This is a genomic window from Stenotrophomonas sp. Ste96, from assembly GCF_024519495.1.
Lineage (GTDB): Bacteria > Pseudomonadota > Gammaproteobacteria > Xanthomonadales > Xanthomonadaceae > Stenotrophomonas > Stenotrophomonas bentonitica_A.
The window spans coordinates 182,785-203,812 of sequence record NZ_JALJRX010000006.1; the positions used below are offsets into that span (position 1 = coordinate 182,785).

Consider the following 21,028-nt stretch of genomic DNA (forward strand, 5'->3'; position numbering starts at 1 on the left):
GTCTACCGTCGGTTTTCCGTCACGCGACAGCATCAGGTTCATCAATGTCGTGATGTCGTTCAGCTGGGCGCCGCTGCAGTCTGCCGATGCCGCTGTGATGAATGCGTCGCTGCGGCGATGCCGCCGGTACCTGCGTTGGCCGCTGCATGGACCACCGCCCCGGCAGGGACGGTGGTCCGGGGGCTCACTTCACCTTGGCGTAGGTGCCCTTCAGCGCCACGCCGGCCAGGATCGCGCCCGCGTAGCATTCGTAGCTGGTGGTGCTCTTGAACTCGTTCTTCTTGTAGTAGCTGACGATGTCGACCACGGCATTGGCACCGCGCGACTTTGCCCCATCCTGCAGCGCGCGCAGCGCCGACAGCGCCACCCAGCGGCAGGCTTCGGCATCGCTCTTGTTGGCGGCGTTGGTCTTCTTGTTGGTCACGTCCTCGCCCAGGCGCTCCACCACGCTGACCTTTTCACCGGCCAGATAGAACTTCACGCTGCCGTCGATGCCCACGTTGCGGGCTTCAGCGGAATTGACCAGCTCATGCAGCGACTGCTCGACACGGGTTTCGCGGGCTTGGGCGGTACTGGCCAGGGCGAGCAGCGCGGTGGCGGCGATCAGGGCAAAACGACGCATTCAACTTTCTCCTTGTTGGGGGGATGCGAGGGGTCTACGGAACGGCCGGCCCGCGACGCGGGCCGGAAACTGCGGTCAATCCTGCCAGCGGCGGAAGATCAACGAGGTGTTGATGCCGCCGAAGGCGAAGTTGTTGCTCATGACGTAGTCGGTCTGCAGGGCACGGCCGTCGCCATGGATGTAATCCAGCGCGCCGCATCGGGGATCGACCTCGTGCAGGTTCAGGGTGGGGGCGAACCAGCCCTCGCGCATCATCTCGATGCTCAGCCAGGCCTCGAACGCGCCACAGGCACCGAGCATGTGACCCACATAACTCTTGAGCGAGCTGATCGGCACGCCGGGGCCGAACACCTGGTGGGTGGCCTGGGTTTCGGCGATGTCGCCGTGCTCGGTGGCGGTGCCGTGCGCGTTGACGTAACCGATCCGGTCGGCAGCCAGGTCGGCATCCTCCAGCGCCAGCCGCATGGCCTGCGCCATGGTTCCGGCGCTGGGCTGGGTGACGTGCTGGCCGTCGCTGTTGGTGGCGTAGCCGACCACTTCGGCCAGGATCGTGGCGCCGCGGGCCTGGGCATGCTCCAGCTCTTCCAGGATCAGCGTGCAGGCGCCCTCGCCCAGCACCAGGCCGTCGCGGTGCGCATCGAACGGACTGGGCGTGGTCTGCGGCGCATCGTTGCGCACGCTGGTGGCGAACAGGGTGTCGAACACGGCGGCGGCGGTGGCGTCGAGCTGCTCGGCACCGCCGGTGACCATCACGGTCTGCTTGCCGCTGCGGATCGCTTCATAGCCCGAGCCCACGCCCTGGCTGCCCGAGGTGCAGGCGCTGGAGGTGGTGTAGACCCGCCCGGACAAGCCGAAGAACACGCCGATGTTCACCGGCGAGGTGTGGCTCATCATTTTCAGGTAGGTGGTGGCGCTGATGCCTTCGGTGGTGTGCTCATGCAGCATCCGGCCGAACTCGGCGGTAGCCTCGTGGCTGCCCGAGGACGAGCCATAGGCCACGCCGGCCATGCCACTGCGCAGCACCGGATGGCCGAGCAGGCCGGCCGCCTCCAGCGCCAGCTCGGTGGCGCGCACCGACATCACCGCGACCTTGCCCATGCTGCGGGTGGTCTTGCGGTTGTAGTTGGCGGGCAGTTCGAAATCTTCCGCCGGTGCGGCCAGCCGCGTGTTGAGGCCATCGAAGACCTCCCACTCGGGGATGTAGCGCACCGCATTGGTCCTGGCCTGCAGGCGCGCACGGATGCTCGCCCAGTCCTGCCCGAGCGGGCTGATGGCAGCCGCGCCGGTGACCACCACGCGACGATCGGGGCGGGCCATCAGACCATCCCTCCGTTGACCGAGATCACCTGGCGGGTGATGTAGCCGGCCGATTCGGAGAGCAGAAACGAGACCGCGGCAGCGACCTCCTCCGGCTGGCCCAGGCGGTTGGCCGGGATCAGCTTGAGCGCGTGCTCGACCACTTCTTCATTGACCATCTCGGTCTCGATCAGCCCGGGGGCCACGCAGTTGACCGTGATCGCGCGGCTGGCCAGCTCCAGCGCCAGCGCCTTGGTGGCGCCGATGATGCCGGCCTTGGCCGCGCTGTAGTTGGTCTGGCCGCGGTTGCCGACCAGGCCGGAGACCGAGGACAAGGTGACGATGCGGCCAGGCTTGCGCCGGCGCACCAGCGGCATCACCAGCGGGTGCAGCACGTTGTAGAAGCTGTCCAGGTTGGTGTGGATGACCGCATCCCAATCCTCGGCCGGCATCGCCGGGAAGGCGCCATCGCGGGCGATGCCGGCATTGCAGACCACCCCGTAATACGTGCCGTGCGCTTCGATGTCCGCTTCCAGCGCGGTACGCGCGGCATCGCGGTCGCTCACGTCGAACATGAGCACCCGGGCCTGTCGGCCCAGCGCCTGGATCTCGGCCACCACGGCCTGTGCTTCCTCGATGCGGCTGCGGCAATGCACCACCACATCGAAGCCGTCGCGCGCGCAACGCAGCGCCACGGCACGGCCGATGCCCCGGCTGGCGCCGGTCACCAGCACGGTCAGATTCCCTGTCATGCCTCTCCACTCTCCAGATAGGCCATCGCGTCCGTGGGTTCAAACACGGAGACGTTGGCAACCGCCATTTCGATATCGCCCGCCAGGATCCGGCAGGCGAACATGCCCAGGCCATTCTCGCCCAACAACTCGCAGTTCGCCTCCACCCGCAGGCAGCTGCCGGCGGCAAAGAACGGCTGGTGGGCGGTGTACCGGCGGGTGCCAAGCAGGAAGCCGATCGACGGCGCGCGGCCGGCGTGGCGTGCGCGGCACCCAGCCCAGGCGGCGATCGCCTGCGCCATGTACTCCACCCCGACCCAGGCGGGCACGCCATCAGGCGTGCAGAACAGCCCCTGCGCGGGCACGTCCACCTCAACGGCGATGGACTCGTCCTGCCAGGCCACCACGCGGTGGATCAGGCGCATGCTGTCGCGGTGCGGCAGCACCGCGTCGATGTCATCGGGCAGCGGCATGCTCATCCTCGCGCCAGGGCCAGCACGGCGTTGCTGCCGCCGAAGGCGAACGAATGGCTGAGCACGTGCTGCAGCGGTTGCGCAGCGCGCGTGCCCGGTGCCACCAGGGCCAGCGCCGGCAAGGCGTCATCGGCCTGCCCGTCCCACCAGTGGGTGGGCAGATGCTGGTCCGGGTTGTCGGCCAGGGTCATCCAGCACAGCGCCGATTCGATCGCGCCCGAGGCGCCGAGCGTGTGCCCGGTCAGCGGCTTGGTCGAGCTGGCCGGCACCTGCGTGCCCAGCACCGCGGCGACCGCCTGGCTTTCCATCGCATCGTTGTGACCAGTGGCGGTGCCATGCAGGTTCACGTAGTCGATCTGCGCCGGCGCCAGCCCGGCCCGGTCCAGGGCCTGCTGCATGGCATCGATCGCGCCGCGTCCCTGCGGATCCGGCGCAGACATGTGGTGGGCATCGGACGATTCGCCCCAGCCGGACAGCCGCACCGGGCCCGGCTCGCGGGTCATCAGGAACAGCGCGGCGCCTTCACCGATGTTGATGCCGCTGCGGTTTACCGAGAAGGGATTGCAGCGCACCGCCGAGACCGACTCCAGCGCGCTGAACCCGGCCACGGTGAAGCGGCACATCGAGTCCGCCCCGCCGGCGACCACCGCATCGACCACGCCGGCGCGCAGCAGGCGTGCGGCCGACATCAGCGCCTTGGCGCTGGACGAGCACGCGGTGGAGATCGTCCAGGCCGGGCCGGTGCTGCCGATCCGCTCACGCACGAAGCGCGCGGCGGTGCCCATTTCCTGCTGGGCGTAATGGAAATCCGCCGGCCACACGCCATCGCGGTGATAGGTGCGCAGTGCGTGCTCCGACTCGCCGATGCCCGAGGTGCTGGTACCGATGATCACTGCCACGCGCTCGGCACCAAAACGGGCGACGGCGGCATCGACGGCCTCGCGGATCTGGCCGAGCGCAGCGTCCAGCAGGCCGTTGTTGCGGCCGCGCAGGGCGACCGGCAGGTCGGCCAGGTCCGGCAGCGGCGCCTGCACTTCGCCCAGCGCCAGGGTGCGGCCAGGCAGGAGGGTGTCGTTGTCGTGCAGCCCACCGGGCTGCGCCGCGAACAGGCCCTCGCGCACCTGGGCGCGGTCGGCCCCCAGTGCGCAGATCACCCCCAGCTCATTCAGATAGACCGCGCTGCTGCTCACTCTCGGCCCTGCCCCATGTCCATTGATTCGATCACCAGTTCGTAGCCCTCGGCCAGGTTGCGCAGCCGCACGCGACCATCGGGCAATGTCTCGCGCACCAGCCAGGGTGTGCCGCCCTGGACCAGGCTGCGCATGCCGTCGGTTTCCTGCAGGCTCCAGCCGTCCGGCAGCGCGGCACGGATCGCCGCGGCGGGCCACAACGCGAACTGCAGGTCGTCGAGCACGCGCTCGCCGCGCACCTGCGGCGGCAGCCACGGCGCCCGGGTCTGTTCCAGATGCTGCCCGTCCCAGACCATGCGCACGCCGGTCTGGCCCATCGCCTGCACCGCCAGCCGCACCTGTTCGGCATCCACCTCCAGCAGGGCATCCAGCTCACGCTCGTGGCTGCCGAAGCGGAACTGCAGGCGCTGCTGCAGCTGCACCGGCTGCGGCAATGCCGAGGGCGCCAGCTGCAGCACGGGCAGCTGTACCAGCGGCGTGGGCATGCGGGTGCTGGCGCATGCGGCCAGCAGCAGGCTCAACAACAGGGTCAGGATCAGGCGCTGCACAGTTCCTCCAGCACGCGCAGGCGCCGGCCGCTGACGTCGGCAACGTACGGATTGTTGGTATCCCAGGCATAGCCGGCCAGGATCGAGGAGATCATGCGGCGCACCTCCGGCTGCGGATCGGGATGGTAGATGATCTTCTGGAAGCCACCGGCGTACCAGGCCTCGACGAAGCGCCGGAAGGTTTTCACCCCGGCGCGCAGCGGCACCGAGAAGTCCTGTTCCCAGTCGACCGTCTCACCGGCGTGCTCGCGGGCCAGGCAATCGCTGGCCAGCTGGGCCGATTTGAACGCGATGGTCACCCCCGAGGAAAACACCGGATCGAGGAACTCGCCGGCGTTGCCGAGCAGGGCATAGCCTTCGCCCCACAACGAGGAGACATTGGCCGAGTACCCGGTGATGGTGCGCACCGGCAGCACCGCCCATTCGGCGTTCCCGAGCAGGCGGGCCAGGTTCGGGTCCTCACCGACGATGGCCTGCAGCTTCTCCAGATCGGTGCCCGGGTAGCGCGCGAAGAAGCTCGGCTCGGCCACCACGCCCAGCGAACAGCAACCGTTGGAGAACGGAATCGTCCAGTACCACACGTCCACGTGCTCGGGATGGGTGGTGATCAGGATCTTGTTGCGATCAAAGCCCGCGCCTGCAGGAATGTGGTCGCGCACATGGCAGAAGATCGCACCGCGCACCGGGAAATTCGACGGCGACTCCAGGTCCAGCAGGCGCGGCAGCAACCGGGCGAAGCCGCTGGCGTCGAGAATGAAACCGGCCTCGATGGTGTACTCGCTGCCATCGGGCCGACGCACCTGCACCTGCGCCGGACGCCCGGGCTGCACGGACAGCACCTCATCACCGAAGCGCAGCGTAGCGCCCATCCGCTCGGCACCGCGCGCCAGTACGTCATCGAAGTCGGCGCGCTGCACCTGGTAGGTGGTGCCCCAGCCCGGCGAGAACTTGTCGCGGAAATCAAACTCGGTGGTCGCCTCGCCGCGCACGAACGCCGCACCGTTCTTGTACTGGAACCCGGCCTGCACCACATCCTGCAGCAGCCCGGCCGCCTCGATGTATTCCATGCTCTGCGGCAGCAGGCTCTCGCCGATCGAGAACCGCGGGAACGCCTGGCGCTCCAGGATCAGCACCTGGCGCCCCTGCCGGCGCAGCATCGCCGCCGCCACGGAGCCGGCCGGGCCGGCGCCGATGACGAGGATTTCAGTACGTTCCACCTGCGGGTTCATCGATACATCCTTGATCAGATCATGAGAGGGAAACGCGGTCGCTCAGTGCGGTGCGTCGTGCGGTGGCGGGCGGAACAGCGGCGAGATCAGCCAGACCAGGCCGATGCCGAACAACAGGGTCAAGCCGAAGGCGCGCAGCGCCGGCGTGGCCGACAGCCCGAGCAGGCCGAACGACAACCAGGTGCTGGCCGCGCCCACGCAGACCGCGAGCCAGGCACTGGCATCACCGCGGTGTTCGATCAGGAAGATGCCGTAGTCGATGCCCATGCCGAGCAGCAGCATCAGCGCGAGGACGTTGAACAGTTGCAGTGGCTGGCCCAACAGCCCCAGCAGCGCCAGTGTCAGTGCGCCGGCGATCAGGGTCGGGGCGAGCACGCGCCAGGCCTGGCCGCGGTAGCGCCAGAACAGCACCGCAAACACCAGCGCGATGCCGATCAGCAGCAGCCCGCTCATCAGCTTGCGGTAATGCTTGAGCAGCTGCGAGAAATCGGCGGTCCGGTCCACCCAGCGCACGCCATCGATGCCCTTGGCCTGTGCTTCCAGCAGTGCCAGCGCATCGGCACGCGAGAGGTCATCGACCATCACCACCGACGCCACGCCCTGCCCGACCGTGCCCAGCCACAGATGTCGGAACGGCATGGCTGCCGGCGAGGCAAGGAAGGCGTCGGCCTGCAGGTCCTGCGCAGCATAGGCCGGGCGCAGCAGTGGCTCACCCACCGCCGCACCGACCCGTGCCAGCACCTGCGGCTCGACCCTGGCGGTCAGGGCCGCATCGGCATGTTGGCGCTGCTGCGAGGGCAGCCAGTCGCTGATCGCACGGTAGCCACCGATCTGTTTGTCCGCTTCCAGCACGCGCAGACGATCGATCAGTGCCTCTTCGCGCTCCAGCACCTGCTCGGCGGTATCGCCCTGGACCAGATAGAACTGCGCCGGGCTGGGCATGCCCAGCATCTGGCTGATGCGGATCTGCTGGGCGATCAGGTCCGGCGGCGATGACTGCAGGCTGCGCAGGTCGTCATTGGTCTGCAGGCGGGCGATGCCGATCGCCGAGAGCACCGTCACCACGCCCAGGAACATCGCCGCCTTGCGCCCGTGCAGGCGCGGCCAGCGCTCCAGCGTGGCGCCCAGCCAGCGGGCGAAACCGGTACGACGGATTTCGCCGCCATCCAGCCACGGGAACCAGAAGATCACGGTCAGGAAGGCGGCGGCCAGGCCGACCACCGAGAACAGCGCCATCTGGCGCAGCCCCGGGAACGGCGCCAGGCCCAGCGCGAGATAGGCCAGTGCGCTGGTCAGCAACGCCAGCCACAGGCCCGGCAGCAGATGCCGCAGCAGCTTCCAGCGGCGGTCAGCCGGTTCGGCCTGGCGCGAGGCGAACCAGTGGATGCCGTAATCCTCGGCCACGCCCACCAGCGAGGCACCGAACACCAGCGTCAGCACATGCACCTTGCCGAACACCAGCACCGTCACCGCCAGCGCGACGCCACAGCCGATCAGCAGCGAGGCGGCCACCAGCAGGATCGGGCGCAGCGAACGGAACGCCAGCCAGACCAGCAGCAATACCGCGGCCAGCGACCCCCAGCCGATCGTATTGATCTCCCAGTTGGCCTGCACGGCCGCGGCTTCCGCATGCAGCGGCACACCGGCACGCAGCACTTCCAGACCCGGCGCCTGCTTCATGGCGGCCTCGGCGGCGGTGTCCAGCAGCAGGTCGATATGGCGCTCGCCATCGAGCTGGAACGCCGAGCCGACCGTGTCGTACTGCACGATCGACCAATGCTTTCCATCGGCTTCCAGCAGGCCTTCATCGCCCATCTGCAGGCCCGAACCCAGCGCGCGCTCCTGCCACCACTGCGGCCACAGCGAGAGCGGATCCTGGCGCCACTCGGTCAGGCGCGGCGCGCCCATCGGGCCGTACAGCGCCGCCAGTGCCGATTCGGCCAGACCATCGGTGGGTTCGTTCCGCAGCCGCTCGCGCTGTGCACTGGTCAGCAGGCGGTCGCGATACGGTGCGTAGAACGCCCGTGCCTGATCGAACCAGCCTTCGATCGAGCCGCTTTCCTGGAGCAGCGGGGCAGCGCCCCGCTCCACCTTGATGGCATCGCGGAATGCGGCCTCGGCCGCCTTGGTCTGCGCCGCATCGGTACTGCCCAGCAACACCACGATCTGGCGCGCGTTGGCATCGGCAATACGGCGGGTGACATCGGACAGCAGGCGGTCGTGCGCATCCTGCGGCAGCAGCGCGAGGATGTCGGTATCGATCCGCGATTCGCTCTTCCACAACTGCCATTGCTGCACGCCCAGGCCGATCAGCACCAGCAGCCAGGCAATGGCCAGCCAGCGCCAGAGGCGCTGCAGGCGGCCGTTGGACGTCAGCACGTCATTCAAACTTGCGGCCCTCGTCGGCGCTCAACGCCGCCGGCGTATCGCTCATGCCGGCAAAGTGGATGCGGGTGACATCCTGGTTGGCCTCGTTGATCTGCACCTCGCGCACGTAGCGGTCACCGCTCAGAGTGAGCTGCGCAAACACCTTGCCGAGCATGGCCGAGCGCGGCGTCAGCTGCATGCGCCAGGCATTGCCGGGCAATACCTCGACCTTGACCGTGAACTGCGCCGACAGCGCCTGCGCATCGCCGCTCATCAGCGCGAACATGATCGCGTTGACCGAGCGCATCGCCGGCTGCTGGCGGCCATCCAGTTCGACCCGGCTGCTGCCATCGCTTTGCCGGCTCAGGATGCGGTCGCGGGTGACCACCACCTCGGAGGGGAACGGCTTGAGCGTGGTCCAGACCACCCCGTGGTCCTGGGCCAGCACGAAGCGACCCTGCGAGCGCAGCGGGTTCTTGAACCCGGCGACCTGTTTCTCCTGGGTGAACTCGCCGCGCAGCACGTCGACCTTGGCCACACGCTGCTTGACTGCCTCCACATCGGTGGCGGCGAACGCCGGGGCGGCCATGGCCAGCATCACCAGCACGCACAGCATGCGCAGGAAACGGTTCATTGCGGTTGCACTCCCAGACGCTCCCACAGCACCGGCGGGCACAGGTAGAGCATTTCATTGGTGGCCGCGTCGACCGCGACCTGGATGGTATGGGCGCGGGTCAGCGTGGTACCGCTGTCCGCATCCACGATTTCATAGGCGATCTTCAGGCGGTTTTCCCACTCGGTGATCGTGGCGCGCACGCGCAGTGCCTGGCCGTACAGCAGCGGGCGGATGTACTTCACCCGCGCATCGACCACCGGCCACAGGTAACCGGAATCGCGCATCTGCGGGTAGTCGTAATCATGGCGCTGCAGCAGGGCGCAACGCGCGATCTCGAAGTACTTGAAGTAGTTGCCGTGCCAGACCACCTGCATCGCATCGCAGTCATGGAAGGCCGGCGACAGCGCGACCTCGAAGCTCAGATCAGGCGTCGACATACAGCTCCCAGCGCTGTGCGCGGATATCGTCCAGCAGGGCGCGCAGCTCACCATCCAGCGCGCGGTCCTCCTCGATCAGGGCGATGCGCTCGGACAGGTCCTGGTACATCGCGGCCAGATCGCCGTGCAGCGTGGCCTTCATGCCGACGCGCTCACGCAGCGCCACGCCCTGGCGGGCGGTGATCAGCAGCGCCGCCACGACCTGCTCGGTCAGCTCGATCACACGCAGGCAGTCGCGCGCGGCGATGGTGCCCATGCTGACCTTGTCCTGGTTGTGGCATTCGGTGGAACGCGAGAACACCGAGGCCGGCATGGTCTGCTTGAGCGCTTCGGCAGTCCACGCCGAGACACTGATCTGCAGCGCCTTCAGACCATGGTTGATCGCCGCGCGCTCACCGGTGGCGGCTGACAGGTTGGCCGGCAGGCCATGGTTGAAGCGTGCATCCACCACCAGCGCCATCTGCCGGTCGAGCAGGTCGGCCAGATTGGCGATGGTGTTCTTCAGCGCGTCCATCGCGAAGGCGATGTGGCCGCCGTAGAAGTGGCCACCATGCAGGATGCGCTCGCCCTCGACATCGATCAGCGGGTTGTCGTTGGCGCTGTTGAGTTCGGTTTCGATCAGCTGGCGGAAGAACGGCAGGGCGTCCTGCACCACGCCGATCACGTGCGGGGCGCAGCGCAGCGAGTAACGGTCCTGCAGGCGCTGTTCGTTGCGCGGCGGCCGGTCGCTGTGCAGGTCCTGGCGCAGGCGCGCGGCGATCCGGGTCTGCCCCGGGTGCGGCTTGGCAGCGAACAGCATTTCATCGAAATGATGGGCGTTGCCGTCACTGGCCAGCACGTTGAAGGCGGTCAGGCGCGTGGCCAGCCTGGTCAGGTAGTCGGCGCGGTCGTACGCCAGGCAGGCCAGCGCCGTCATCACGGCGGTGCCGTTCATGATCGCCAGGCCTTCCTTGGGGCGCAGCCGCAGCGGCGCCATGCCTATCTCGGCCAGCACCTCGGCCGCCGGGCGGCGCGACCCCTGGTACAGCACCTCGCGCTCGCCACACAGCACCGCGGCCACGTAGGACAGCGGGGTGAGGTCGCCGCTGGCGCCGACCGAGCCTTCGGCCGGGATCAGCGGCAGCACGTCATGCCGCAGCAGCGTGGCCAGGCCCTGCAGCAGCGGGTGGCTGACCCCGGACATGCCGCGCACCAGCGAAGCCAGGCGCGCGGCGATCACCGCACGGGTTTCCTGCGGGTCCAGGAAACGGCCCAGGCCACAGCCGTGGTAGGTGAACAGGTGGTGCGGCAGTTCGGCCACCAGCGCTGGCGGAATGTTCACCGTGCACGAATCGCCGTAGCCGGTGGTCACCCCGTAGATGACGCCGTCTTCGCGCAGCAGCCGATCGAGGAAGTCCGCGCCGCGCTGGATGTGTGCGGTGAACGCGGCATCGTCGGTGACCACGGCCTGGGCCTGGCGCTGTGACAGCGCGACCACGTCTTCGATGGTCAGCGGCGCATCGCCGAAGCGGACGGAGGGTGCCTGATCGGCCTTACTTGCCATGAGATGCCTGATCCCAGAAGGGGAAGAAATTGAACCAGTCCAAGGGTGCCTGGGTGACCTGAACTTCCAGCCACCGGGCGAAATGTTCCGCCTGCGCGGTCAGCGCGGCGTCACGCGAACCGCGCGGCAATACGATGCGGTCGGTGAACTGTTCAAAGCGCACCTGGTAGCCGCGGCCGTGATGCAGGCAGGCCATGGTGTAGACCGGGCACGCCAGCGCCGCGGCCAGTACATAGGCGCCGATCGGGAACTGCGCGGTGTGGCCGAGGAACGGGGCCGGCACGGTGCGCCCGCCACGCAGCGGCACGCGGTCGCCGACGATGGCCACGAAACCACCCGCCTCGACCCGGCGCTGCAGCTCGACCGCGGTGGCCGGGCCCATGTCGGTGACCTGCAGCAGCTCCACCGAGGCCAGCGGATCGAGCCGCTGCATCAGGCGGTTGAAGCGCTGCGCGTGCGCAGTGTGGACCAGCACGGTGATGTGGAAGCCCGGCACCCGCTCGGCCAATACCTGGCACAGCTCCAGGCAACCGATGTGCGCGGTGAGGATCAGCCCGCCTTCGCGGCGCGCGATCTTGTCCAGCACCAGGTCGCGCTGCAGATGGATGTGCTCGGGCGGATAGCGGCCGCCCAGGCCGAGCAGCTTGTCGAGCATGGTGTCGGCAAACAGCGCGAAGTGCTTCAGGCTCTGCCAGCGCCCGGGTGCCGAGGGGAACACGCCGGTATGGGCCTGCAGGCGCTCCAGGTACTGCAGCGACGATTCGCGCGCGACCCGGTTGCTCAACCAGTGGCAGAGCACCACCGGGTACACGCACAGCCGGAACGGCCAGCGGCCGAACCAGCGGTGCACCCAGCACAGGAACAGCACGCCGGCGGCCGAGGTGGACTCGCCGATGTCGGCCCAGTGCGGGGCGCTGCCGGGGGCGGGCGTGGTCATGCGCCGGGCCCTGCGATGCGCTGCCACAGCAGCCGCGGCGCGCGCCACAGCATCCCGACGAACAGGCGCGCGTGCATGCGGCTGATGCGCACGTTGTCGCGCCACACATCGAAGTGCGAGACGCCATCGCTGGGATAGGTAACGGCGGTCGGCACACTGATCACCTTCACCCCACGCCAGAACAGCCGCACCAGGATTTCACTGTCGAAATCCATGCGCCGGCCGATGGTTTCCTCGCCCATCAGGCGGATCACCGGGGCCAGTGGATACAGGCGGAAGCCACACATCGAGTCGCGGATCTGCAGCGACAGCGTGTTGATCCAGACCCAGATATGCGTGGCGTAGCGGCCGTACAGGCGCGCCTTGGGCACGCTGGCGTCATAGCGCGGGATACCACAGATCACCGCCTCCGGCTGCGCCTGCGACAGCGCGACGAAACGGGGGATATCGGCGGTCTCGTGCTGGCCGTCGGCATCGATCTGCAGCACGTGGCTGTAGCCCAGGCGCGCGGCTTCGGCAAAGCCGGCCAGCATCGCGCCACCCTTGCCCTGGTTCACCGCCAGCCGCAGCAGCGTGACCCGCGGCGCGTGCTCGCGGGCCAGCGCATCAAGCACCTGCGCGCACTCCCGGTGCGAGCCATCGTCGACCAGCAGGCACGGCTGCCCACTGGCCAGCACGCCCTGCACCACCGCACCGATCGCATGCGCGTGGTCGTACACCGGGATCACCACCAGCGGGGCGAAGGCCGATCTGCTCATGCCGTCACCGGAGTCATCACGCATCACCAAACACCACCCGGCCGCTGGCGTGCACGCCATGGATGGAGACGTAGCGGAAGCTCATCGCCGACCTGGCCGCATCCCAGCCCAGGCTCAGCTGCAGGCAGTCGCCCGGGCGGGCCACGTGCTGGAACTTGACCGCGTCCATGCGCAGGAACTGCGGCGGCATCGTGAATGCGCTGCGGCCGTAGTGGATCGCCCAGTCCAGCTGGACCACGCCGGGCAGGATCCTGGCCTGCGGGAAGTGCCCGTCGAATGCGACCAGGTCCGGATCCAGCACGAGCTGCAGCGAGGCGCTGGTGGCATCGCGCTGCTGCCACTCGGGGGTCGGCATCAGCGGCCGGAACAGGGCCGCCAGTGCCGCGGCCGTAACCTTGCCCTGCGCGTTGAGCGGCAGTTCGTCGATGAAACGCCAGCGGCGCGGCCGGGTCACGGCATCGTGGCTTTGGGCCAGATGCGCGCCGAGCTGCTGCGCCTGGCGGCGGCGCTGTGCATCGTCCCAGTTCGCGGCGCCCGCCGCCTGCGGCACCACCACGGCGGCCAGCTGTTCGCGCGCGCCCGGCAGCACCAGCACGCGCACGTCCTGCACCGCCGGGTGCGCACGCAGCTGCTGTTCGAGGGCGTCCAGCGAGACACGGCGCTCTTCGATCTTGACGATGCGGTCGGCGCGGCCGAGCAGCCGGAAGCTGTGGCCGTCATCGGCGACGGCGCGGTCCTGGGTCAGCCACCAGTCGTCGTTGTCCAGGTGCGGCGAACGCACCGCCAGGCAACCTTCCTCGATCCGCCAGGCAACGCCCGGCAACGGATGCCACTGCGGCTGGGCGGCACTCCAGCGCCGCCAGGCCACGCCACCGGTCTCGCTGCTGCCGAAGACCTCGGTCGGGGCCACGCCCATCAGGGCGCGGACCTGCAGCGCCGCCTCGGTCGGCAGCGGGCCGCCGGAGGAGAACACCGCACGCAGCTGGCCGCCCAGCGAGGACCAGTCCAGCTGTTCGGGCAACCGTTTGAGGTGGGCCGGGGTCGCCACCAGCACCGACGGCTGGCCGCCCAGCGCGCTGACCAGGTCCTCATGGAAAAACCGGCGCGGCTGGATCGCGCGGCCGGCCACCAGCGGCCACAGCACGCGGAACAGCAGGCCGTAGATGTGCTGGTGCGAAACCGTGCCCTGCACCTGCGCGCCGTCCATCTGCTCGCCGAAGGCGGCCTGCAACGCATCCACCTCGCGGGTCAGCTGGCGCATGCGTTTGACGATCGCGCTCGGCGCACCGGTGCTGCCGGAGGTGAACACCACCAGTGCCAGTGCGGCTTCATCCAGCGGTTGCAGCACCACGGCGGGATCGACCTCCGGATCCGGCTGCAGCGGCGCATAGCGCGCCGGCACGTCACCCGCAAAACCGGCCACGCGTGGGCTCAATCCTTCCAGCGTGGCCGGCAGGTTGTCGCCCCCGAGGAACACGCGCTTGCCGGCATGCCACGCCCCCAGCAGAGCGGCGGCGAAGGTGAGCGTGTCATCGAAATACAGCGCCCAGTCGGTGCCGGGCGCGCGTGCAAAGGCCTGCTGCCAGCGCAGCACCTGCGTGCGGAACTGCGGATGGTCCACCACGGTGTCGCCGGCGATGCCGACGATGCGGCCCGGGCGCGGCACCAGCGCCAGCCGGTCCAGTGCGATCCACTCAGCCATGCGCATGCGCCGCCTTGACCCGTCGCCGGACCAGCCATTCCCCACCAAACAGAGCACCCATCATCACGTACGCCAACAATCCGTTGTAGAACGCCCAGACCTGGTTGGACGCCCACAGCGCCGTGGCCAGGGCCAGACTTCCGTTGAGAACAAAGAAGCCGCACCAGATCCAGGTGACGCGGCGGGTATAGATCACGGCGAACGGCGGCAGGTCCGGCTCGCTCAGCCGCGCCAGGCGCTCCACCGCGCTGGGGCCGAAGCGCAGGCTGGTAGCGAAGATCACCAGCATCACCGCATTCACCAGCGCCGGGTACAGCTTCAGCGGCAGCGCCTGGTTGAAGGCCGTGGCGACCAGGGCGAGCACGCCGGTACCGAGCGCGGCCACCCACCACACCGCCTGGCGGGTGGTCAGCGCGCGCAGCGCGGCCAGGGTGAACAGCAGCAGCGACAACCAGCGCGGCTCGAACCGGCCCAGCGACAGGTACACCACCAGCGGGTATGCCAGCGACAGCAACGCAAACGCCGCGACGCGTACCCGGACCATGGTCAGTCTTCAGCGATGGCCGTCAGGCGGCCGCTTGACCGGGCAACAGCCCGTGCACCACATCCACGATGTCCTGCACGGTGCGCACCTGCTTGAAGGCTTCCGGTTGCAGATTGCGGCCGAGCAGCGGCTTGAGCTGCACGATCAGGTCGACCGCGTCGATGCTGTCGATGTCCAGGTCGTCGTACAGCCGCGCGGCAGGCGTGATGCGGCTCGGCTCGATCTCAAAGCTGTCCTTGAGGATCTTGACGATGCGCTCGAAAAGTTCGTTCTTGGTCATGGGTAAATCCTGACGCGCCGTTAGGACGGCTGGCGTGCGGCGACAAACTCGCTCAGGGCACGCACGCTGGAGAAATGGCGACGGGTCTCTTCCGAATCGGCTGACAGGCTGACACCGTACTTTTTCTGCAGGGCCAATCCAAGTTCCAGCGCGTCGATCGAATCCAGGCCCAGCCCCTCGACAAACAGGGGGGCGGCGGAATCGATGTCTTCGGGAGTGATGTCTTCCAGTGAAAGCGATGAAATGATCAATTCCTTGATCTCGTGCTCAAGTGCCTGCACGGGTCGGGTCTCCAGCGAAGTCGAAGTAATGGGCAAGATGATCGGTCACACGCCTGGCCGCCAAGGCATCCCCCCTGGGCGCATCGCCGGTCTCGTTCAGAAACGGGGCGATCGGGAGATCCTCCCCGACTTCCAGCTGAACGTGAAATCGCCGTGATGGCACACGATACCATTTCTGGCCCTTGGTCAGGGTCGGCGGGGTGCAGGTGATCCGCACCGGGGTGATGTCCAGCCGGCCCCGCACCGCGATGTTGGCCGCGCCACGCTGCAGGCGCAGCGGCTGCCCGGGCACGGTCCGGGTCCCTTCCGGGAAGATCACCAGGTTGCCGCCGGCCTGGACCGCGGCGATGCAGTCGTCCACCAGCCCGGCCCCATCATCATTGGAAACATAACCGGCGGCCCGGACCGGGCCGCGCATGAACGGGTTGCGGGCCACGGCCTGCTTGACCACGCAGTCGGCATTGGGCAGCTGGGCGATCAGCAGCACCACGTCGATCAGGGTCGGATGGTTGGCCAGAATCAGCAGGCCGTTGCGCTGCAGGCGCTCGCCCCCGCGGATCTCGTAGGTCATCAGCCCCAGCCGGCGCATCAGGCCGACGTGGGTGGCGAAACCGGCCTGGACCAGGCGCCGCGCCAGCACGCGCCGGCGGACCGGGTCGCGGACCAGCAACAGGGACAGGAACAGCATCCCGCCCAGGACCAGCCCGCCGATCCCGAAGGCGGCAAAGCTCAGCCCCGTGCCCAGCACCCGCCAGGCACGGTTGATCCGGGCCGGCCAGCGCTCAGCCATGGCGTTGCCAGCTCCAGTGCTGGCCGTCGGCCTCCAGGCCCAGCGAAGGCGACCCCGCCAGCAGGAAGCGCAGCGCTTCAAGGCCATGCGGCAGACCGTCGGAGGGACGATCCCCGCCGCCGGCACCCCAGCCCAGCGACAGTCGGGTGCCGGGGCCGCTGGCCGGCCCGAGCCGCCAGCACCACGCGAAGAAAGGGTCGGGCTCGTCGGCGAAGCCGGCATAGATCGGCGGCAGCGGCGATTCGTACACCACCAGCCGCACCTCCGGCGCACCATCGGCGAGCAGCCCGAAGGCCTCCACGCAGGCCGTTTCCACCGTGGCCCGGCCGGCCGCGAGGGCCAGATAGTTGCCCCGCTGGCCGCGGGCGATCGAGTACAGCGCGGCGATCGCGTTGTGCACCGACAGGCCGAAGCCGGTCGGCGACATCGGCTGGTCCGCACTCAGGGTGTTGAGCAGCTCCATCGAACGGGCCACGTCGCCGTGCCGCGAGGCGAACACCAGCGGCACCCGGCCACCGTCGTCGGGCTGCTCGCACCAGCAGGCGGTCTGGATCGCCATGCGTCCGAGCCGCTCGATGCGACGTCGCTGCATGGCGGGCACTTCGGACAACGCGGGGGTGTCCTCACCGGTGGGCAGCCAGGGGGCCTTCGCCCACGCCTGCCACTGCGCGTGGGTGGTGATGCCCGGCGCCCACGCCGCCCAATCGATTACAGAAAACTCAATCATTCCCGCCAACATGATGGATGGGTACCAGGAGAAGGCCGTCGACATCGCCTGGCACCGGTGGCGGCGCCGGGAAAGGAGCGCACGCTATCATGACACTCTCGGCACTGGCTGCATTCACATTCTGAAATGAGCAACACGATCGACAACGCAACGGCCCCGGCAGTCGCTTCCCCTTCCTCCGGACCCGCGTTGTTCCGTGTCGCGTACGTCCCGGCCACGCAGCGCGAGGCGGCACTGGCCGACCCGCGCACGCTGGCCGTGTTCGGCTTCGGCCTTCCCCGCGCCACGCTGGACGACCCGCGCTGGCTGCAGGTGCCGCTGGCCGAACAGGGCCCGGCGCAGATCGAGGTCTGGCGCGGCGGCACGCCGGTCGAACACGGGGTCACCGACGGGGTACGCTGGTCGCACAACGACAGCCTGCTGTTCGGGGTGCTGGAGATCGAGGAGACCGACAGCGATATCGAATCGGCTGCGGCCGAGGCCTACGCGCGGATGAGCGCGTTCCTGTCGCGGTGCGGCTATCCGCACCTGCTGCGGACCTGGAACTATCTTGATGCCGTGACCGAGGGCGACGGTGACCAGGAACGTTATCGGCGCTTCTGCGTGGGCCGCGTCCGTGGCCTGCGCGAGCTGGACGAGGCCGCGCTGCCGGCGGCGACCTGCATCGGCCGTTTCGATGGCGAGCGCCGCCTGCAGGTGTATTGGCTGGCCGCGCGTGAACCGGGCCAGCCGCTGGAGAATCCGCGCCAGGTGAGCGCGTTCCGGTATCCGCGCCAGTACGGGCCGCAGTCGCCCAGTTTTTCGCGTGCGCTGCTGCCGCCGCTGGCGACGGGCCTGCCGCTGCTGCAGTCGGGGACGGCGGCGATCGTGGGCCATGTGTCGCAGCACACGGGGGCGGTGGATGAGCAGTTGCGCGAGACGCTGACGAATCTGCAGAGCCTGGTGGATACGGCGCGCGGCCAGCGGCCGTCGTTGTCACCGGTGCTGGGTTCGGGCTCGGTGCTCAAGGTGTATGTGCGCCGAGCGGAGGATATGGGCCCGGTGGCGGCGCAGATGGCGGCGCTGCCGACGGCACCGCCGTTCGTGGTGCTGCATGCGGAGGTGTGCCGCGCGGAGCTGCTGGTGGAGATCGAGGGGCTGCACGGCTGAGCCAAACGGCGTGATGTGCCGGTCGTGCCTGATCGGGGTCGGCGTCGGTGGCGTGCTGCCCGTAGAGCCGACCGTCGGTCGGCTGCTCTTCGCCATCGCTGGCACCCGTCGAGCCCCCATGGATGGGTTTACGGCACGTGCGCGCAGGGTCTGACCGCCCTCGCCCACACGGAACCGGGAATAGCCACCGCGCTTTCCTCAGTGATACCCCACATCCGCCCGCACCTTGCCGCGGAACACCCGGTACGACCACGCCGTATAGCCCAGGATCACCGGCAGCAGGATCACCAGCCCGACCAGGCTGAAGCTCAGCGACGAGGCCGGCGCGGCGGCCTGCCACAAGGTCATGCTGGGGGGCAGCAGGTACGGCCACATGCCCAGCACCAGGCCGATGAAGCCCAGCACGAACAGGCCCAGCGTCAACAGGAACGGCGGCAGATCGCGCTTGGGGTGCATCGCGCTGCGCCACAGCGCCGTGGCGACCGCCAAGGTCAGCAACGGCACCGGCGAGAGCCACCAGAAGTTGCCATCGCTGAACCAGCGCGCCATCAGGCGCGAATCCAGGAACGGCAGCCACGCGCTGACCAGGCCCATGAACACGATCACGGCGACCACCAGCGGGCGGGTCAAGGTGCGCGCGAAGGTCTGCTCGCGGCCCTCGGTCTTGAGGATCAGCCAGGTGCTGCCCAGCAGCGCGTAGCCGAACACCACGGCAGCGCCGGTCAGCATCGAGAACGGGCTGAACCAGCTGAAGGCGCCGCCCACGTAACGGCCATCCACGACCTGAAGGCCCTGCACAAGCGCGCCGAGGATCACGCCCTGCGCGAACGCGGCCAGCAGCGAACCCAGGCCGAACGCCACGCTCCACAGCTTGCGCGAGCGGTGTGCCTTGAAGCGGAATTCGAAGGCCACGCCGCGGAACACCAGCGCCACCACCAGCAGCAGCACCGGCAGGTACAGCGCGGACAGCAGCGCGGCGTACGCCTTCGGGAACGCCGCCATCAACCCGGCCCCGCCCAGCACCAGCCAGGTTTCGTTGCCGTCCCAGATCGGCGCGGCGGTGTTCATCATGATGTCGAGCTGTTCTTCATCCTCGGCCATCGGCGCCAGGATGCCGATGCCGAGCACGAAGCCATCCAGCACCACGTACATCAGCACGCCGAAGCCGATCACCGCGAACCATGCCACGGGCAACCAGGTGGTCATCTCCATCTCAGCGCTCCTCCAGCGGTTCATCGGCACCGGACAGCGGCCGCGCCGGGGTGTGGCTGCCGGCATCCAGCTTCGGTGCCGGCTCATGCGGCTTGGGACCGGTGCGGATGATCTTCACCAGGTACCAGATGCCCCAGCCGAACACGAACGCATAGCCCACGATGTACACACCGAGCGACAACGCCGTCATCCACGCACTCTGCGGGCCGACTGCATCGGCCGTGCGCAGTACGCCATAGACCACCCACGGTTGCCGGCCCATCTCGGTCACGAACCAGCCGGAAATCAGCGCGATGAAGCCGCTGGGCAGCATCCAGTTCCAGCCGCGGATCAACCAGCGCGACTGCAGCAGTTTGCCGCGCCACCACTGGAACGCCGAGACCCAGGCCAGCAGCAGCATCAGCGTGCCCAGCCCGACCATCACCCGGAATGCGAAGAACACCGGGACCACCGGCGGCCGATCGCTGGCAGGCACCGAGGTGAGCGGATCGAAGGTGCCATCCAGCGAATGGGTGAGGATCAGGCTGCCCAGGCGCGGGATCGCGATCTCGTAGTCATTGCGCTCGGCCTTCTCGTTGGGCACGGCGAACACCACCAGCGGCACGCCCTTGCCCTCGCCTTCGGAATGCCAGTGCGCTTCCATCGCCGCGATCTTCATCGGCTGGTGCTTCAACGTGTTCAGCCCATGCATGTCCCCGACGAAAATCTGCACCGGCACCGTCAGCGCGGCAAAGCCCACCGCGGCCAGCAGCATCTTGCGTCCGGCTTCACGGTGCACGTCCTTGCGCAGGTACCACGCGCCCACGCCACCGATCACGAAGCAGGTGGTAATGAACGAGCCCAGGGCCATGTGCGCCAGGCGGTACGGGAAGGAGGGATTGAACACCACGTGCCACCAGTTCTGAGGGTGCACGATGCCGTCGATGATGTCGTAGCCGGCCGGCGTCTGCAGCCAGCTGTTGGAGGACAGGATCCAGAACGTGGAGACCAGCGTGCCCAGCGCCACCATGCAGGTGGAGAAGAAATGCAGCCGCGGCGAGACCTTGCCCCAGCCGAACATCATCACGCCCAGGAAGCTGGCTTCCAGGAAGAACGCGGTGAGCACTTCATAGGTGAGCAGCGGCCCGATCACGGTACCGGCGACCTCGCTCAGCCGCGGCCAGTTGGTGCCGAACTGGAAGGCCATGACGATGCCGCTGACCACGCCCATGCCGAAGGACACGGCGAAGATCTTCTGCCAGAAGAAATACAGCTCGCGCCAGACCGGATTGCCGGTGCGCAGCCAGCGCGATTCGACAAAGGCCAGCCAACTGGCGGTCCCGATCGTGAAGGCCGGGAACAGCACGTGGAAACTGATGACGAACCCGAACTGGATCCGGGACAACAACAACGCGTCCAAGAGACGCCTCCGACTGGCTTCTGGAATCCGCACCAGTCTGGGCCTGTATCCGTGAAAGGCACATGCGACCCGGTGACGCGCTGCTTCACTTTGTCGCAGGTGGGTCGGGCGCTGGGCCCCCATACCCTTGGAGGCGAAATAAAGGGGGAGGGGGCGGCCGCAGGCCGACGCCGGAGGACATTCGCCGGAAAGGGTAT

General features: G+C 68.3%; 22 protein-coding genes. 1 reads left to right on the forward strand and 21 read right to left on the reverse strand.

Translation table 11 applies throughout. From position 1 onward, the window contains the following. Window positions 1-184: 184 nt before the first annotated feature. From OC373_RS15745 to OC373_RS15835, 19 genes are all read right to left on the reverse strand, one after another. Window positions 185-622 carry an excinuclease ATPase subunit gene (locus OC373_RS15745; RefSeq protein WP_070426203.1) on the reverse strand — a complete coding sequence of 146 codons (438 nt, stop codon included), beginning with the start codon at window positions 620-622 and terminating at the stop codon, window positions 185-187. Between the two features lie 75 nt (window positions 623-697). Beyond that, window positions 698-1,939 (reverse strand): beta-ketoacyl-ACP synthase, encoded by a 1,242-nt coding sequence (locus OC373_RS15750; protein WP_261998039.1) that lies wholly within the window; start codon window positions 1,937-1,939, stop codon window positions 698-700. After that, on the reverse strand, window positions 1,939-2,670 hold the full coding sequence (fabG, locus tag OC373_RS15755) for a 3-oxoacyl-ACP reductase FabG (RefSeq protein WP_070426205.1): 732 nt from the start codon (window positions 2,668-2,670) through the stop codon (window positions 1,939-1,941). The genes OC373_RS15750 and fabG overlap by 1 nt, the downstream gene beginning before the upstream one ends. Beyond that, complete coding sequence (locus OC373_RS15760) at window positions 2,667-3,128, reverse strand: hypothetical protein (protein WP_019185484.1); 462 nt, start codon at window positions 3,126-3,128, stop codon at window positions 2,667-2,669. The genes fabG and OC373_RS15760 overlap by 4 nt, the downstream gene beginning before the upstream one ends. Beyond that, complete coding sequence (locus tag OC373_RS15765; protein ID WP_261998040.1) at window positions 3,125-4,312, reverse strand: beta-ketoacyl-[acyl-carrier-protein] synthase family protein; 1,188 nt, start codon at window positions 4,310-4,312, stop codon at window positions 3,125-3,127. The genes OC373_RS15760 and OC373_RS15765 overlap by 4 nt, the downstream gene beginning before the upstream one ends. Beyond that, window positions 4,309-4,860 (reverse strand): DUF3261 domain-containing protein, encoded by a 552-nt coding sequence (locus OC373_RS15770; RefSeq protein WP_261998041.1) that lies wholly within the window; start codon window positions 4,858-4,860, stop codon window positions 4,309-4,311. The genes OC373_RS15765 and OC373_RS15770 overlap by 4 nt, the downstream gene beginning before the upstream one ends. Then, window positions 4,848-6,089, reverse strand: a complete 1,242-nt coding sequence (locus OC373_RS15775) for an NAD(P)/FAD-dependent oxidoreductase (RefSeq protein WP_261998042.1) — start codon at window positions 6,087-6,089, stop codon at window positions 4,848-4,850. The genes OC373_RS15770 and OC373_RS15775 overlap by 13 nt, the downstream gene beginning before the upstream one ends. Window positions 6,090-6,131: 42 nt before the next feature. Then, window positions 6,132-8,477 carry an MMPL family transporter gene (locus OC373_RS15780; protein ID WP_261998043.1) on the reverse strand — a complete coding sequence of 782 codons (2,346 nt, stop codon included), beginning with the start codon at window positions 8,475-8,477 and terminating at the stop codon, window positions 6,132-6,134. Further along, window positions 8,470-9,090, reverse strand: a complete 621-nt coding sequence (locus tag OC373_RS15785) for an outer membrane lipoprotein carrier protein LolA (RefSeq protein ID WP_261998044.1) — start codon at window positions 9,088-9,090, stop codon at window positions 8,470-8,472. Before OC373_RS15785 ends, OC373_RS15780 begins: the two co-directional genes overlap by 8 nt. Then, window positions 9,087-9,509 carry a thioesterase family protein gene (locus tag OC373_RS15790; RefSeq protein WP_019185490.1) on the reverse strand — a complete coding sequence of 141 codons (423 nt, stop codon included), beginning with the start codon at window positions 9,507-9,509 and terminating at the stop codon, window positions 9,087-9,089. The genes OC373_RS15785 and OC373_RS15790 overlap by 4 nt, the downstream gene beginning before the upstream one ends. After that, window positions 9,496-11,052, reverse strand: coding sequence for an aromatic amino acid ammonia-lyase (locus OC373_RS15795; RefSeq protein WP_070426210.1), 1,557 nt, complete (start codon window positions 11,050-11,052; stop codon window positions 9,496-9,498). Before OC373_RS15795 ends, OC373_RS15790 begins: the two co-directional genes overlap by 14 nt. Then, window positions 11,042-11,989 (reverse strand): acyltransferase, encoded by a 948-nt coding sequence (locus OC373_RS15800; RefSeq protein WP_019185492.1) that lies wholly within the window; start codon window positions 11,987-11,989, stop codon window positions 11,042-11,044. Before OC373_RS15800 ends, OC373_RS15795 begins: the two co-directional genes overlap by 11 nt. Next, on the reverse strand, window positions 11,986-12,771 hold the full coding sequence (locus OC373_RS15805; RefSeq protein ID WP_261998045.1) for a glycosyltransferase family 2 protein: 786 nt from the start codon (window positions 12,769-12,771) through the stop codon (window positions 11,986-11,988). The genes OC373_RS15800 and OC373_RS15805 overlap by 4 nt, the downstream gene beginning before the upstream one ends. After that, window positions 12,764-14,449 carry an AMP-binding protein gene (locus tag OC373_RS15810; RefSeq protein ID WP_261998046.1) on the reverse strand — a complete coding sequence of 562 codons (1,686 nt, stop codon included), beginning with the start codon at window positions 14,447-14,449 and terminating at the stop codon, window positions 12,764-12,766. Before OC373_RS15810 ends, OC373_RS15805 begins: the two co-directional genes overlap by 8 nt. Next, on the reverse strand, window positions 14,442-14,993 hold the full coding sequence (locus OC373_RS15815; RefSeq protein ID WP_019185495.1) for a membrane protein: 552 nt from the start codon (window positions 14,991-14,993) through the stop codon (window positions 14,442-14,444). Before OC373_RS15815 ends, OC373_RS15810 begins: the two co-directional genes overlap by 8 nt. 22 nt (window positions 14,994-15,015) lie before the next feature. Then, window positions 15,016-15,273, reverse strand: coding sequence for an acyl carrier protein (locus OC373_RS15820; RefSeq protein ID WP_019185496.1), 258 nt, complete (start codon window positions 15,271-15,273; stop codon window positions 15,016-15,018). 20 nt (window positions 15,274-15,293) lie between these two features. Then, window positions 15,294-15,554: a phosphopantetheine-binding protein gene (locus tag OC373_RS15825; protein ID WP_019185497.1), complete on the reverse strand. Its 261-nt coding sequence runs from the start codon at window positions 15,552-15,554 to the stop codon at window positions 15,294-15,296. Then, window positions 15,541-16,344, reverse strand: coding sequence for a lysophospholipid acyltransferase family protein (locus tag OC373_RS15830; protein ID WP_019185498.1), 804 nt, complete (start codon window positions 16,342-16,344; stop codon window positions 15,541-15,543). Before OC373_RS15830 ends, OC373_RS15825 begins: the two co-directional genes overlap by 14 nt. Next, on the reverse strand, window positions 16,337-17,071 hold the full coding sequence (locus OC373_RS15835) for a beta-ketoacyl synthase chain length factor (protein ID WP_070426212.1): 735 nt from the start codon (window positions 17,069-17,071) through the stop codon (window positions 16,337-16,339). Before OC373_RS15835 ends, OC373_RS15830 begins: the two co-directional genes overlap by 8 nt. Before the next feature lie 126 nt (window positions 17,072-17,197). On the opposite strand from OC373_RS15835, the gene OC373_RS15840 reads away from it, so the two are divergent. After that, window positions 17,198-18,220: a pteridine-dependent deoxygenase gene (locus OC373_RS15840; protein ID WP_070426213.1), complete on the forward strand. Its 1,023-nt coding sequence runs from the start codon at window positions 17,198-17,200 to the stop codon at window positions 18,218-18,220. 198 nt (window positions 18,221-18,418) lie between these two features. Here the strand turns inward: OC373_RS15840 and cydB are convergent, their stop codons facing one another. Next, a complete protein-coding gene (gene cydB / locus OC373_RS15845) occupies window positions 18,419-19,432 on the reverse strand; it encodes a cytochrome d ubiquinol oxidase subunit II (RefSeq protein WP_019185501.1) in 1,014 nt (337 codons plus the stop codon). A gap of 1 nt (window position 19,433) precedes the next feature. Beyond that, a complete protein-coding gene (locus OC373_RS15850; RefSeq protein WP_261998047.1) occupies window positions 19,434-20,831 on the reverse strand; it encodes a cytochrome ubiquinol oxidase subunit I in 1,398 nt (465 codons plus the stop codon). Window positions 20,832-21,028: the final 197 nt, after the last annotated feature.